Source organism: Demequina sp. NBRC 110057 (genome assembly GCF_002090175.1).
Lineage (GTDB): Bacteria > Actinomycetota > Actinomycetes > Actinomycetales > Demequinaceae > Demequina.
In genome coordinates this window covers 416406-428537 of record NZ_BBRN01000003.1, presented here as the reverse complement: position 1 = coordinate 428537, position 12132 = coordinate 416406, and the positions used below count along the sequence as shown (strand labels likewise).

14 protein-coding genes and 2 tRNA genes are annotated in these 12132 nt (G+C 71.7%); 6 read left to right on the top strand and 10 right to left on the bottom strand.

Features of this window, described 5'->3' with window-relative positions; genetic code table 11:
- Nucleotides 1-21 precede the first annotated feature (21 nt).
- A complete protein-coding gene (locus B7K26_RS01995; protein ID WP_084077004.1) occupies nucleotides 22-432 on the bottom strand; it encodes a hypothetical protein in 411 nt (136 codons plus the stop codon).
- 38 nt (nucleotides 433-470) lie between these two features.
- Between B7K26_RS01995 and B7K26_RS01990 the strand changes: the two genes are divergently transcribed.
- Entirely contained in the window at nucleotides 471-1631 is a 1161-nt protein-coding gene (locus B7K26_RS01990; protein ID WP_084077003.1) for a cysteine desulfurase family protein, read from the top strand.
- Nucleotides 1632-1683: 52 nt separating this feature from the next.
- On the top strand, nucleotides 1684-2277 hold the full coding sequence (locus tag B7K26_RS01985) for an NAD-dependent epimerase/dehydratase family protein (RefSeq protein ID WP_084077002.1): 594 nt from the start codon (nucleotides 1684-1686) through the stop codon (nucleotides 2275-2277).
- Here the strand turns inward: B7K26_RS01985 and B7K26_RS01980 are convergent.
- Nucleotides 2264-3244, bottom strand: a complete 981-nt coding sequence (locus B7K26_RS01980; RefSeq protein WP_200810922.1) for a S8 family serine peptidase — start codon at nucleotides 3242-3244, stop codon at nucleotides 2264-2266. The genes B7K26_RS01985 and B7K26_RS01980 overlap by 14 nt on opposite strands.
- Before the next feature lie 158 nt (nucleotides 3245-3402).
- On the opposite strand from B7K26_RS01980, the gene B7K26_RS01975 reads away from it, so the two are divergent.
- Entirely contained in the window at nucleotides 3403-4125 is a 723-nt protein-coding gene (locus tag B7K26_RS01975) for a tyrosine-protein phosphatase (protein WP_159449577.1), read from the top strand.
- Between the two features lie 68 nt (nucleotides 4126-4193).
- On the opposite strand, the gene B7K26_RS01970 is transcribed toward B7K26_RS01975, so the two are convergent.
- Entirely contained in the window at nucleotides 4194-4667 is a 474-nt protein-coding gene (locus tag B7K26_RS01970; protein WP_084076999.1) for a peroxiredoxin, read from the bottom strand.
- 99 nt (nucleotides 4668-4766) lie between these two features.
- Here B7K26_RS01970 and B7K26_RS01965 point away from each other — a divergent pair.
- A tRNA-Lys gene (locus tag B7K26_RS01965) sits at nucleotides 4767-4842 on the top strand.
- A gap of 332 nt (nucleotides 4843-5174) precedes the next feature.
- Here B7K26_RS01965 and B7K26_RS01960 read toward each other — a convergent pair.
- Together B7K26_RS01960 and B7K26_RS01955 are read right to left on the bottom strand one after the other, a co-directional pair.
- A complete protein-coding gene (locus B7K26_RS01960; RefSeq protein ID WP_084076998.1) occupies nucleotides 5175-5960 on the bottom strand; it encodes a phosphotransferase in 786 nt (261 codons plus the stop codon).
- A gap of 70 nt (nucleotides 5961-6030) precedes the next feature.
- On the bottom strand, nucleotides 6031-6894 hold the full coding sequence (locus B7K26_RS01955; protein ID WP_084076997.1) for an alpha/beta hydrolase: 864 nt from the start codon (nucleotides 6892-6894) through the stop codon (nucleotides 6031-6033).
- Between the two features lie 235 nt (nucleotides 6895-7129).
- On the opposite strand from B7K26_RS01955, the gene B7K26_RS01950 reads away from it, so the two are divergent.
- Nucleotides 7130-7708: a TetR/AcrR family transcriptional regulator gene (locus tag B7K26_RS01950; protein WP_143340416.1), complete on the top strand. Its 579-nt coding sequence runs from the start codon at nucleotides 7130-7132 to the stop codon at nucleotides 7706-7708.
- Nucleotides 7709-7771: 63 nt separating this feature from the next.
- Here the strand turns inward: B7K26_RS01950 and B7K26_RS01945 are convergent, their stop codons facing one another.
- The 3 genes from B7K26_RS01945 to B7K26_RS01935 all read right to left on the bottom strand — a co-directional run bounded on the left by B7K26_RS01945 (nucleotide 7772) and on the right by B7K26_RS01935 (nucleotide 10298).
- Nucleotides 7772-8782, bottom strand: coding sequence for a glycine betaine ABC transporter substrate-binding protein (locus B7K26_RS01945; RefSeq protein WP_084076995.1), 1011 nt, complete (start codon nucleotides 8780-8782; stop codon nucleotides 7772-7774).
- Nucleotides 8783-8907: 125 nt separating this feature from the next.
- Nucleotides 8908-9639, bottom strand: a complete 732-nt coding sequence (locus tag B7K26_RS01940) for an ABC transporter permease (protein ID WP_084076994.1) — start codon at nucleotides 9637-9639, stop codon at nucleotides 8908-8910.
- The gene (locus B7K26_RS01935) at nucleotides 9636-10298 is read right to left on the bottom strand and encodes an ABC transporter permease (protein ID WP_084076993.1); all 663 of its coding nucleotides are present in this window, start codon (nucleotides 10296-10298) and stop codon (nucleotides 9636-9638) included. The genes B7K26_RS01940 and B7K26_RS01935 overlap by 4 nt, the downstream gene beginning before the upstream one ends.
- 88 nt (nucleotides 10299-10386) lie before the next feature.
- Here B7K26_RS01935 and B7K26_RS01930 point away from each other — a divergent pair, with 88 nt between their 5' ends.
- Nucleotides 10387-11139, top strand: a complete 753-nt coding sequence (locus B7K26_RS01930) for an ABC transporter ATP-binding protein (RefSeq protein ID WP_084076992.1) — start codon at nucleotides 10387-10389, stop codon at nucleotides 11137-11139.
- Between the two features lie 6 nt (nucleotides 11140-11145).
- On the opposite strand, the gene B7K26_RS01925 is transcribed toward B7K26_RS01930, so the two are convergent.
- Together B7K26_RS01925 and B7K26_RS01920 are read right to left on the bottom strand one after the other, a co-directional pair.
- Nucleotides 11146-11931 carry a DUF4126 domain-containing protein gene (locus B7K26_RS01925; protein ID WP_084076991.1) on the bottom strand — a complete coding sequence of 262 codons (786 nt, stop codon included), beginning with the start codon at nucleotides 11929-11931 and terminating at the stop codon, nucleotides 11146-11148.
- Between the two features lie 97 nt (nucleotides 11932-12028).
- A tRNA-His gene (locus B7K26_RS01920) sits at nucleotides 12029-12104 on the bottom strand.
- Between the last annotated feature and the right edge of the window lie 28 nt (nucleotides 12105-12132).

Sequence of the window (12132 nt, the reverse complement as noted above, 5' to 3'; positions counted from 1 at the left end):
CCGCATCGGCCCTCCGTGCGTTCAGGGCTTGTACAGCGGGTCGGACGGGCCCCCATAGCCGGCGTTGCCGAGCGACGCGAATCCCTCCGCGTGGTCCGCGGGGCGGTAGCGCTGGAAGAACGACTGGGAGTGCTCCATGCCTCGCTCCTGGGCCATCACCCACACCGCGTCGAAGCGGCCCTCCTCGAGCGTGACGAACCCGTCGAAGCACACGGCGATGAGGTGGGCCTCCGACTCGCGCAGGTGAGCACGGGCGTGGATCAGGCCCTCCTCGAGCGTCTCGGACGGGAAACGGCCGAGCGTGCGGCGTCCCTCGGCGTCCTCCTCGACGGCGAACGCGAGGACGGGGCCGTCCTCGGCGGAGGCGATGCCGTGGTCGAGCGCGAGGAGCGCGAGCTGGTGGAGGCGCTGGCTGCCGGGAATCTCGGTCATGCCGCCACCGTAGCGCGGCGCTTCCTACACTGGTCGCCGTGACCTACCTCGACCACGCCGCCACCTCGCCCATGACGGACGCGGCGCGCCTGGCCTGGCTCGAGGCCTCCCGCCAGGTGGGCAACGCCTCGGCCCTGCACGGAGCCGGCCGGCGTGCGCGGGCCGTCGTCGAGGAGGCCCGCGAGCGACTCGCTGCCGCGCTCGGCGCCCACCCCACGGAGGTGGTCTGGACCTCGGGCGGCACCGAGGCGGACAACCTCGCGATCAAGGGCCTGTATTGGGCGCGGCACGCAGCGGACCCGTCTCTCGCGCGCGTGGTCACGAGTGCGATCGAGCACCACGCGGGGCTGGACCCCGTGCGCTGGCTCGCCTCCCACGAGGGCGCCGATGCGGTGGAGGTGGGCGTCGACGGCGAGGGCGTCGTGGACCTCGCCGCGCTCGAGGAGGCGCTCGCGGGGCCCACGGCCCTCGCGTCGGTGATGTGGGCAAATAACGAGGTGGGCACGGTGCAGCCGGTGGCTTGGGTCGTCGAGCTCGCGACGGCACGCGGCGTTCCCGTGCACTCCGACGCCGTCCAGGCAGTCGGCCACCTGCCGGTGCACTTTGGCGACAGCGGGCTCACCACCCTCGCGTTGTCGGCCCACAAGGTGGGCGGCCCGGTGGGGGTGGGCGCGTTGCTGGTGCGGCGCGACGCGCGCCTGACCCCCGTGTCGCACGGCGGCGGGCAGGAGCGGTCGATCCGCTCGGGGACGCTCGACCCCGCGGGCGCGGCGGCGGCCGCGGTCGCAGTGGAAGAGGCGGTGGCCTCCGCCGCCGGCGAGGCGACGAGGCTGCGGGCGCTGCAGCGCGACCTCGAGGAGCGCGTGCGCGCGGCGATTCCCGAGGTGACGGTCTCCGGACCGCCGCCCGGCGACGGGCGCCTGCCCGGCATCGTGCACCTGGTGGTGCCAGGGGCGCCGGGCGAGGCGATGCTCTACGTGCTCGACAGCCACGGCGTCGAGGTGTCCAACGGATCGGCCTGCGTGGCGGGCGTCGTGCAGGCGAGCCACGTGGTGCAGGCCATGGGCAGGTCGGACGCGGACGCGGCCTCGACGCTGCGCGTCTCCCTGGGCCCCGGCACCACGGCCGCCGAAATCGACGCTCTCATGGCGGTCCTCCCGGACGCCGTCGCGCGCGCCCGCCGCGTCTCGAGTCGGTAACGCCCCTGGTGCTCGCCGCGCGCCGCGACGGCGGCGGGCCTACGTTGAGAGCATGAGGATCCTGCTGGCGGGAGCGACGGGGGTCATCGGGGCGCGCCTGGTGCCGCTCATGGTGGACGCGGGGCACGACGTGGTGGGAATCACGCGCACGCCGTCCAAGGCGGCGCTGCTCGCCGCCGCCGGCGCGACGCCCATCGTCGCGGACGTCATGGACAGGGCAGCAATGCTCACCCTCGCCCACGAGCACCACCCCGACGTCGTGATGCATCAGGCGACCAACCTCCCCGACCGCAAGTCGGCCCTGCTGCTCAAGGCGCGCGGGCTGGGGCGGGTGCGGACGGTGGGGACCGATGCCCTGATCGCCGCGGCATCGGCCGTCGACGCCAGGGTGATCGCCCAGTCCGTGGCGTTTCCCCTGCCGGGGCTCGCGCAGCGCGCGGTGGACTACCTCGAGGCGGCGGTGGCCGCCGTCGACGGCCTTGCCATCCGCTACGGGCTGTTCTACGGGCCCGGCACGTGGACCGAGCAGGCACCGCGCAGCGAGTTCCGCGTCCACATCGACACGGCCGCAGCCGAGACCATGGGTCTGCTGGACGCGCCTGCCGGCGTGGTCCAGGTGACGGACGCGGGGACTACTCGGCGGTGATGAGTCCGCGCGCGACGGCCTCGACCAGCGCTGCCTTCGCGTCGACGATGCCGTTGCCGAGGCCCGCGAGCCCGTCCGGGTTGGAGGCGGTGTCGGTGATGAGGTCGATGACCTCCTCGCTCGGCACGCCGGCGGAGATGAGCTGCGCGGCGACCCCCGCGACCAGCGGCGACGCCATTGACGTGCCCGCCATGGTCTCGTAGCCGTCGGTGCCGTCGGGGAACATGGTGGTCGCATACGTGGGCACCGTCGACAGGATGTCCACGCCGGGCGCCGCCACGGCACGCGCGTCGCCCACATTCGAGAAGTAGGTGGCGGTTCCCGCCTTGTTCGACGCGTTGACCACGAGCACGTGGACGCCGAACCGGTACTGCTGGCCCACCTCGCCTGCGTTGCCGGAGGCGGCCACCACGACCACCCCCGCCTCGTCCGCACGCGTGATCGCGTCGTTGACGGGCCCGCCCTTCTCGATGCGCCCCAGCAGGCCGGTCTCGTCGAGCGAGAGGTTGATGACGTCGGCGCCGTGGTCCACCGCCCAGTCGATGCCCTCGGCGATGGTCGAGTTGGAGCCCGCGCCGTTCTCGTCGAGCGCGCGGATGGGCATGATCTTCGCGTCGGGCGCGGCGCCGATGATGCCGTAGTCGTTGGCGGCGGCGGCGGCGATGCCTGCCACGTGGGTGCCGTGACCGTTCTCGTCCTTGGGGTTGCGGTCGTCGTCCACCAGGTCGATTCCGCGCACCATCTGACGGCGCAGGTCGCGGTGGCCGTCGTCCACGCCGGTGTCGACGATCGCGATCACCACGCCGTCGCCTGTCGCGTACTCCCAGGACTCGCGCGAGCTCACCGCGTCGAGCCCCCACTGCTCATCCACGCGCGGGTCCTGGGCGGTGGTGGGGTCGGCCGAGGCGCAGGAGGACAGGGTGAGGGCCGCGACGATGGCGGCGGCAGCAGGGACGATGCGACGCATGGCCGTCATTCTTCCACGCCCGCACCCTCCTTAATGGGGTAGGCCTCGACCACCTTTCGGGCCTCGACGCGTCCCAGGGGCAGATGCGGGTCATTCCCTCCCGTCCGGCCCGGCTCTGGCAGGGTGGGACCATCCCGCCGCGTGCCCAGGAGGCCCCCATGCTCGACGCCCTACCCGACCCCCAACCCAGGCTCGCCAACGCCCGGGACCTCGCCGCGGCATCGGCCATCGTGGCGCCGGGAATCCTGTTCCGGTCGGACGCCCCCGCGGCCGGAGACGAGGCGCCGGAGGGACTCCGTCCGTGGCCGCCGGCCACCGTGATCGACATGCGCGGACTGGCCGAGAAGGCACACCCGCACGCGCTCGCGGACGCGTCCCGCGTGGTGGACCTGCCGGTGCTCGACGAGGCCGACCTCACCGGTGAGCGCGCCCGCCAGACCGCGATGTCGCTCGAGGCGCTCTACGCGCGCATGACCGAGGGAGCCTCGGCCGCGGCGCTCACCCGCGGCGTGGCAGAGGTGGCCAACGCCGAGGCGCCGGTGCTCATGCACTGCTCCGCGGGCAAGGATCGCACGGGGGTGCTCGCGGCCCTCGTGCTCGCGCTGCTGGGCGCGGAGCGGCAGGACATCGTCGACGACTACACCACCACGGCCACCCACATGGGTGGCGTGCTGGCCCGCATGATGCGCGGCATGCGGCCCGAGTTCGCGGCCGCGGCCGTCTCTCAGAGCGCGAGCGAGCTGCTCGACGCGCCTCGCCACGCCATCCAGTTCGTGCTTGACCGCTGGGATGCCGAGGGCGGCGTCGAGGCCTGGTACCTCGCGCACGGGGGAGACGACGAGACCCTCGCGAGGCTCAGGGCGAGGCTGCTGGCCGGCTGAGCCGTCGCATCGGCCGGACAGACGAAAGGCCCGGACCCCACGGGGTCCGGGCCTTGTCGCGCGGGTCGTTACGCGTCGACGCCTAGCTCGCGGCGCACGCGCGCCACGTGGCCGGTGGCCTTAACGTTGTACAGCGCGAGCTCGACCGTGCCCTCGGGGTCCACGACGATGGTGGAGCGGATGGAGCCGACGATGGTCTTGCCGTAGTTCATCTTCTCGCCCCACGCGCCGTAGGTCTCCTGGATGGAGGTCTCGGGGTCGGACACGAGGGTGAAGGTAAGACCCTCGGCCTCGCGGAACTGCGCGAGCTTCTCGGGGGTGTCCTTGGAGATGCCCACCACCTCGTAGCCCTTGGCCTGCAGAGCGTCGAGGGAGTCGCGGAAGTCGCACGCCTCGGTGGTGCAGCCGGGGGTCATGGCGGCGGGGTAGAAGTACAGGATGACGTGCTTGCCGCGCTGCTCGGACAGGGTGAAGGTGCCCTGGTCGGTGGTCGCGGTGAAGTCGGGGGCGGTGTCGCCGATGCTCAGACGGGTGTCGCTCATGGGTCAACGGTATCGTCGTCGATGCGGGGCCGGGGGCCGATTTCACAGTCACCGAAACTGGTGCTACAGTTGACTCTCGCACCGCACGGAAGCGGTCAAGCACCTCTAGCTCAATTGGCAGAGCAACTGACTCTTAATCAGTGGGTTCTGGGTTCAAGTCCCAGGGGGTGTACCAGTGAAAGCCCGGCTCCAGATGGAGCCGGGCTTTCGTCGTTTCTGGGTGGCCGATGCGGGGCTCGCCTCCACTACGCTGACCTCACCGTGCCGGAGCGGGCGCGGGTCGGGTGCCGCGGGGGAGTGGCCCGAATGGGGTGGGGGTGGACGCGATGGCGAGACGTTTAAGGCGACCGGAGGCGTGGCAGGTGGCCTGGGTGACCTTGGGGGTCGCCGCGGCGGCCCTCTTTCTTCGCGGCTGGACGGTCATGACGCCCGAACATGTGGCCTATATCGAGGCCGGCGGCTCGGTCGACAACGTGCCCAGCCCCTGGCCGTGGGTGGGAGCCGCGCTCATCGCCGGCGGGGCCTCGGCAGTGGTCCGTTGGCGGGGACGCCGAGCGCGCGCGGCATAGCGCCGCCCTGCAGGGTTGCGGCGTCGCGCCGGTACAGGGCCGCGTGGTTGGCCAGCTCCGGCCGCCCCTGCGCGATCGCCTGGTCGTCGGAAAACGTGGCCAGGGCCGCCAGGCGGTCGGCCGCGACCGCGAGCACCTCGGCGACCGACGTCTCCGCTCCGTAGGCGTCGACCAGGCGCTGAAGGCGGGCCTCGCGGTCGCGTGGGCCGAAGCCGTCGCCGACGTCCTCGGTGGTGAGCGGCACGATCCGATACGCGAGGTAGGCGAGGTCCCAGACTCGCGGCCCTGGGGCGGCGAAGTCCCAGTCGATCGCGCCCACCGCGGCGCCGTCGTGGAAGACGAGGTTGTACGGAGCGAAGTCGTGGTGGCATATCACCTCCGCGGGCTCTCGCGTCGGAGAGCGCCACGGTCCCTCGCGCACCGCCTCGACGGTGGCGTCGTGGAGCCGTCGCAGCAGCCTGGCCGACGAGTCCAAGGCCTGCTCGCTCCAGACCCACGCCGGCATCGGGTAGGCGGGGACGTCGCCCTCGACGAAGGTGAGGGTCTCGCGCGTCCCGTCGGCGCTCACGGCCACCGGTGCGGGAACGTCGCCGACTTCCGCCGCGGCCAGGTGGTGCAAGAGGCGATGCACGGCGGGCGTCCAGGGTCCGGCGGGACGGGTTACCTTGTCGCCCGCGCGGCGCACGTTGCCCATGTTTCCGCCGGTGAGCGCCTCGTCTTCCATGGCGCCACCCTAAGACGCGCCGGGGCCCGGCCGCCGAGGCGTCGGCGGCCGGGCCCCGGGGGCTCGCGGGTCAGGCGACGGCGGGGACTCCCGCGTGACGCGCCGCGAAGGCGAGCGCGGTGTCGGCCACCTCGACCCACCCCGAGTCGATGGTGAGGGAGTGTCCGCGTCCGTCGAGCTCCACGAACTCCGTGGGTGCCGCGTTGCGCGACTGGAGACGATAGGCGGCGTGGGCGATGGCGCGGGGGACGATGGTGTCCTTCTCGCCGGAGATCACCAGCAGCGGACCGCGCTCGGGGTTGGTGACGTCGAGGGCAGTCGCGGCCTTCGGGTTGACGTTCGCCGTGGCGGCCTGGAACAGCGGGCGACCGGGGGCCGCGATGTGGTGCGCCTCGTACAGGGCCGTGGCCTCGTCCTCGCTGACGGCGTTCGCGAAGCCGTACCGGAACTGGTTGAAGGTGAGGGTCACCGTGCGCTTGCGGTTGGCCGGGTTGCCCAGGACGGGGAACGACGCCTTGAGCGTGGACGCCGGCAGGGGAAGGACGCCCTTGAACGGTGCGGGGTCGATGGCGACCGTGGCGCTCGCCAGGCCGCGGTCGGCGACGCGCTGGACCAGCAGTCCGCCGAACGAGTGGCCGATGAGCAGCGGCTTGCGGGTGAGCGCCGCCGCGACCTCGGCGACGTGGTCGGTGACCTCGCCGACTCCGACGCCGGCGAAGAATGACGGGTCGCGGCGAGCCGTGGCGACATCCTCGACCTCGTGAGGCCACTCAGCGACGACGACGGCGTAGCCGGCGTCCTCGAGGCGGGTCTTCCAGGCGTCCCAGCTCTCGGCGAGCAGCCACAGCCCGTGTACGAGCAGGGCGGTGGGGCGGCCGGAGGCGTTGGCGGCGGCGATCTGATGGGCTTCGCGGGTGGTGATCGTGGTGGTCATGATGCTGTCCTTTGTGCGAGGGACTTCCGGTCCCGGGTGGGCCTGGTGGCCCCTGGCATCCGGGTCGGTTGGCTCGGACATGAGGGAGAACGTTCGTTCTTGTTTGAATCATTCCGCGATTCCTCGAATCTGCTCTTCAGGTTTCGATAAAGGCGTTTTACCTGGGTCAACACTTCCCGGCTCGATAGCGCAGGCATACGCAAGCGAGAATGAGCGTTCCCGTACCATGACTGACATGGCCATCTCCCACGCCGCATCCGCGCCCGACGGTCCTCGCGAGCGGCTCCTCGCCACCGCATCGGCCCTCTTCTATGAGGAGGGCATCCACGCGGTCGGGATCGACCGCATCGTGAACGAGGCGGGCGTGCCCCGCGCCACCCTGTACCGCCACTTCGCGGGTAAGGAGGGGCTCGTGCTCGCGTACCTCAGGGGAGAGGACGCCGCGATCCGCGGGCAGGCGGCAGCGGCGGCCGCTGCCGCGCCGGAGCGCCAGCTGGGGCTCGCCATCGCCGCCATCGCCGCGGACATCGCTCAGCGGCACACCCGCGGATGCCCCTTCATCAACGCGGCGGCCGAGTATCCGGACGCCGACTCCGAGGTGCGAGGACTCATCGACGCCCACCGCGCGTGGTTCCGTCAGACGCTCGCTGCGGCGGCGGAGGCCGCGGGGGTGGAGGACCCGGACGCGGCGGCGGCGCAGCTCGTGATGCTGCGCGACGCTGCGCTCGTGGGCGGCTACCTCGACGGGTCCGCCACGGTGGCCGCGACCTTCGTGAGCGCTGCCACGGCGGTGACGGGCTTAGACCTGGCCTAAACGCGACGGAGCCCCGACCACCTCTCAGCGGTGGTCGGGGCTCCGACGCGTGTGCGTGGCGCGTCAGCTGGTCGCGAGCGCCCCGTCGGAGGAGAACACCAGGCCGAGGGCGATCTCGCCGGTGGTGATGGCGTTCTTGGTCAGCGGGCCGCCGGCGTCGAGCGAGCGGAACTCGGCGACCTCGATGCCGTACTCACCCTCCAGTCCGGGCTGGCAGAACGGGCGCTCGGGGCACTCCGGCGGGCCGCCCAGGACGATGCCGCCGCAGGTCTCGGCCAGCTCCGACAGCGTGGTGACGCCGTACTGGTCGACGAAGCCCTGGGTGACGGCGAAGGCGTTCTGGTCCTGCGCATCGGCCGGCTCGCCGACGACGAGCCCGAACTCCTCGGCGAGCGGCGTGAGGGCGGCCACGGTCTCGGCGATGTCGCCGGACGCCACCGTGTTCTCGACGTCGCCGTCCAGGAACTCGGCGAACGTCGCCGCGTACTCGGGGACGATGTCGATCTCGCCGCTCTCGAGCGCGGGCAGGTACGTCTCGCGGTTGCCGATCTCGCGCACCTCGGTCTCGTAGCCGGCCTCGTCGAGGGCGTCGGCGTAGATCTCGGCGAGCGTGATGTTCTCGGAGAAGTTGGCGGCGCCGACCACGATGGTGCTGTCGTCGCCGGTCTCGGAGATGGACAGCGCGGCCTGGTCGAGCCACGCCTCCGCGACCTCCTCGGAGGTCTGGCGGTCGATGTCCACGGACTTGTTGAGCTCGATCAGCGTGGGGGTGTCGAGCGCCCCGGACACCGCGGCCAGCACGTCGAGCACGTCCTGCGAGGCGACCTCCTGGTTCAGTGCCGGGATGATGTTGTCGCTGTTCTGCAGCTCGAGGTCGTCCTCGAGCACCACGAGCTGGTCGCCGGGGACGGGGAGGCACTCCTGGGTGCCGCTCGCCGAGGCGCTCTCGCTTGCGGCCGGAGCGTCGGAGCCGCTCGCGGCGGGGGTGGAGTCGTCGTCGCCGCCGGAACTACAGGCGGTCAGGGCGAGCGACGCGACGGCAGTTGCCGCCAGCAGGTACGAACGGGTGTGCATCGGTGCTCCTCGTGTCGGGGTCGGACACCCTGGCAACCAGGACGCCACGGAATCTGTTCCCACCAGGACCTTTTCACCTTAGGCGCGTCCGAGGGTCGGCGCGCGGCGAGGGCCGATGCGGCGGCTCAGACAGCGGTCGCCGCCGCCTCGCGCAGGGGAGCGGGGGTGGCGAGCCGCTGCAGGCGCGACATGACGAGATCGATGGTGAGCGCGAGCACGGCGATGATGACGGCTCCGGCGAGGACCTGCCCGTAGCGCTGAGTGGCGAGGCCGGTGTTGACGATGACCCCGAGCCCACCGCCGGCCACGAGAGCTGCCAGCGGCACGGTGGCGACGGTCTGCACTGTCGAGGTCCTGAGGCCAGCGGCGACGAGCGGGATCGCGAGCGGCAGCTCGACCCTGAGGGCCACCTGGCGCGCCGTGAGCCCCTGGCCGACGGCCGCCTCGCGGATGTCCGCGTCCACATCGGCCATGCCCGTGTACGCGTTGGTGAGGATGGGAGGGAAGGCGAAGATGGCGGCGGCGAGGATCACGGCGGTGTTGCCGTACCCGATGGCCGATGCCGCAAACAGGGTGAGCAGGGCGAGGGTGGGCATTGCGCGGGTGACGTTGGACACCACCACGGTGGTGCCGCCGCCGCGGCGCACGTGGCCGAGGAACAACCCCAGGGGGAGCGCGACGACGACAGCGATGGTCACCGCCGCAAACGACAGCCACAGGTGCTCGATGCCGAGCGCGAGGATCGAGTCCTGGGAGAACCGCCAGCCGCCGTCGTAGGTGGGGGTGGTGAGGCCGTTTGCGCCGGTCCAATTCTCCCACGTGGTGAGGTACGTCCAGGCGTCGCCGAGCGTGCTCATGATGCCCTCCTGCGCAGCCACGGCGTGGCGAGCCGTCCCGCCAGCGCGAGGATCAGGTCCAGGATCAGCGCGAGCGCGAGGCACAGGAGCGTGGCGGTCATGATCTGCGCACGGTAGTCCGACTGCAGGCCGCGGAACATCAGCTGTCCCAGCCCTCCGTATCCCACGACGACGCCCACGGTGACGAGCGCGACTGTCGACACCGTGGCGATCCTCAGCCCGGCGACGATCGACGGCAGCGCATTGGGCAGTTCGACGGCGAACAGCATGCGGGTGGGGGAGTAGCCCACGCCGCGCGCCGCATCGACCACGTCCCTGTCGACGCCCTGCAGGCCCACCAAGATGTTGCGCACCAGGACCAGCAGTGCGTACGCCACCAGCCCGATCAGCACCGTGGTGCGGCCGATGCCCGTGAACGGCGCGAGCAGTCCGAATAGCGCGAACGAGGGAATCGTGTAGAGCACGCCCGAGACGCCCATGATCGGCCCGGCGAGCCGGGGGATGCGGCGGGCGAGCACCGCGAGCGGGAAGGCGATCACGAGCGCGATCGCCACCGCCTGCAGCGTGAGGGTGGTGTGGATGACCAGCTGGTCCGACACCTCGCCCCAGTTGCGCTCGACGTAGTCCCACGAGAACCACGGGTTGGGCACGGCGTCCATGCCACGACCGTACAGGGTGTGCGGAACCCGGCCCCCGCATCGGCCGCGCGCCGTGACCGCGCGTGTGGCGGCACGGTAGCGTGACGGGATGGATCACGCCGGCATCGTCTTCGACCACGTGCGCAAGGAATATCCGGATGGCACCGTCGCTGTCGGCGACCTCAGCCTCGCGGTCACACCGGGCGAGGTGCTGTGCCTCGTCGGGCCGTCGGGCTGCGGAAAGTCCACCACGCTGCGCATGGTGAATCGCCTGGTGGAGCCCACTGGCGGCACCATCACCGTCGACGGGGCCGATGTCCTGAGCCAGGACCCCGTGAGGCTGCGCCGCTCCATCGGCTACGTCATCCAGCACGTGGGCCTGTTCCCGCACCGCACTGTCGCGCAGAACGTCGCCACCGTGCCGGGCCTCCTGAAGTGGGACAAGGCGCGTACGCGCGAGCGGGTGGAGCAGTTGCTCGACCTCGTGGGGCTCCCGCACGCCACCTACGGCAAGCGGTACCCGCACGAGCTCTCGGGCGGCGAGCGTCAGCGCGTCGGTGTGGCGCGCGCCCTCGCGGTGGAGCCTCCCGTGATGCTCATGGACGAGCCGTTCGGCGCCGTCGACCCACAGGGCAGGCGCCGCCTCCAGCAGGAGTTCCTCGAGCTGCAGCGCTCGCTGGGGCTCACCGTGATGATGGTGACGCACGACATGCGCGAGGCGGTCATCCTCGCGGACCGGATCGCTGTGCTGTCCAAGGGCGGCGTGCTCGAGCAGCTGGGGACCCCCGACGAGGTCACGGATGCGCCCGCCAACGCCTTTGTCGCCGACTTCCTTGCCGACTTCGGCACCGTCGCCGGCTAACGGCGGCTAGGCGCGGGTGGCGTCCTCGTCCGGGCTCGCCGCGCTCGCGGGAGTGCCGGCGCTCGGGGCCGATGCGGGGGAGACGTCGGAGTCGAGGGGCTCGGGGCGGCGCGACAGCAGGCGCGGCTCGCGCCACTTGGAGCGCCACCACGCGACCATGCCGCCCTCGGCCTCCTGCGCCTCGCGCTCGATGCGCTCCTGGGCCTGACGCATCTCGCGGTGGCGGCGGCGCCGCCGTCCCGTGGTGACGATGCGGTAGATCGCGACAGCGATGACGATGAACACCACGATGACGAGGATGGGCACGAAGATCGCGACCATGCACAGGGTGAGCGAGATCGCGTCCTCGGCGAAGGAGGCGAGCGGGGCGCCCGTGCCGCCGGTCGTGGCGTTGACGGCGGGGCGCGACGCTGCCTTACCGACGTGCACCGCGAGCGTCAGCACCGCGCCGACGAGGCCTGCGACCAGCGGGTTGTCCTGCCAGAACGTGGACGAGTCGACCGCCGTCGCGGCGGCGGTGGCCGCGAAGATCACGCCTCCCACGAGGGGCCGGATGGCGGTCTGGATGAGGTCGTTGACGTGATCGACCCCGGGGATCTTGTCCACGACAAGTTCGAGCGCGAGCAGGGCGGCCGAGATGATGATCATGGGCCACGACTCGAGCCACAGCAGGTGGTCGGGGAGCACGATGTAGTCGGTGAAGCGCGCGAACAGCCCCACGACGAGCAGGGGGATGAAGGCGTTCAGGCCGGCGGCCGCCGACAGTCCGGCACCCGTAAGCGCTGCGAGCATCCTGGTCCTCCACATCCGTCCGGGACTCGACGGTCAAGGGTACCCGCGCCGTCGGGGAATGACGAAGGCCCCCGGGAAATCCCGGGGGCCTTCGCTGTGGGGTGGCTAACGGGACTTGAACCCGCGGCCCCCGCGACCACAACGCGGTGCTCTACCAGCTGAGCTATAGCCACCATGCGGCCCTGAATCAGGACCGACGAC

Bases quoted from the DNA above. Each gene is read 5' to 3' on its own strand.
- B7K26_RS01995 (WP_084077004.1), bottom strand. From the start codon at position 432: ATGACCGAGATTCCCGGCAGCCAGCGCCTCCACCAGCTCGCGCTCCTC.
- B7K26_RS01985 (WP_084077002.1), top strand. From the start codon at position 1,684: ATGAGGATCCTGCTGGCGGGAGCGACGGGGGTCATCGGGGCGCGCCTG.
- B7K26_RS01980 (WP_200810922.1), bottom strand. From the start codon at position 3,244: ATGCGTCGCATCGTCCCTGCTGCCGCCGCCATCGTCGCGGCCCTCACC.
- B7K26_RS01975 (WP_159449577.1), top strand. From the start codon at position 3,403: ATGCTCGACGCCCTACCCGACCCCCAACCCAGGCTCGCCAACGCCCGG.
- B7K26_RS01970 (WP_084076999.1), bottom strand. From the start codon at position 4,667: ATGAGCGACACCCGTCTGAGCATCGGCGACACCGCCCCCGACTTCACC.
- B7K26_RS01960 (WP_084076998.1), bottom strand. From the start codon at position 5,960: ATGGAAGACGAGGCGCTCACCGGCGGAAACATGGGCAACGTGCGCCGC.
- B7K26_RS01955 (WP_084076997.1), bottom strand. From the start codon at position 6,894: ATGACCACCACGATCACCACCCGCGAAGCCCATCAGATCGCCGCCGCC.
- B7K26_RS01950 (WP_143340416.1), top strand. From the start codon at position 7,130: ATGGCCATCTCCCACGCCGCATCCGCGCCCGACGGTCCTCGCGAGCGG.
- B7K26_RS01945 (WP_084076995.1), bottom strand. From the start codon at position 8,782: ATGCACACCCGTTCGTACCTGCTGGCGGCAACTGCCGTCGCGTCGCTC.
- B7K26_RS01940 (WP_084076994.1), bottom strand. From the start codon at position 9,639: ATGAGCACGCTCGGCGACGCCTGGACGTACCTCACCACGTGGGAGAAT.
- B7K26_RS01935 (WP_084076993.1), bottom strand. From the start codon at position 10,298: ATGGACGCCGTGCCCAACCCGTGGTTCTCGTGGGACTACGTCGAGCGC.
- B7K26_RS01930 (WP_084076992.1), top strand. From the start codon at position 10,387: ATGGATCACGCCGGCATCGTCTTCGACCACGTGCGCAAGGAATATCCG.
- B7K26_RS01925 (WP_084076991.1), bottom strand. From the start codon at position 11,931: ATGCTCGCAGCGCTTACGGGTGCCGGACTGTCGGCGGCCGCCGGCCTG.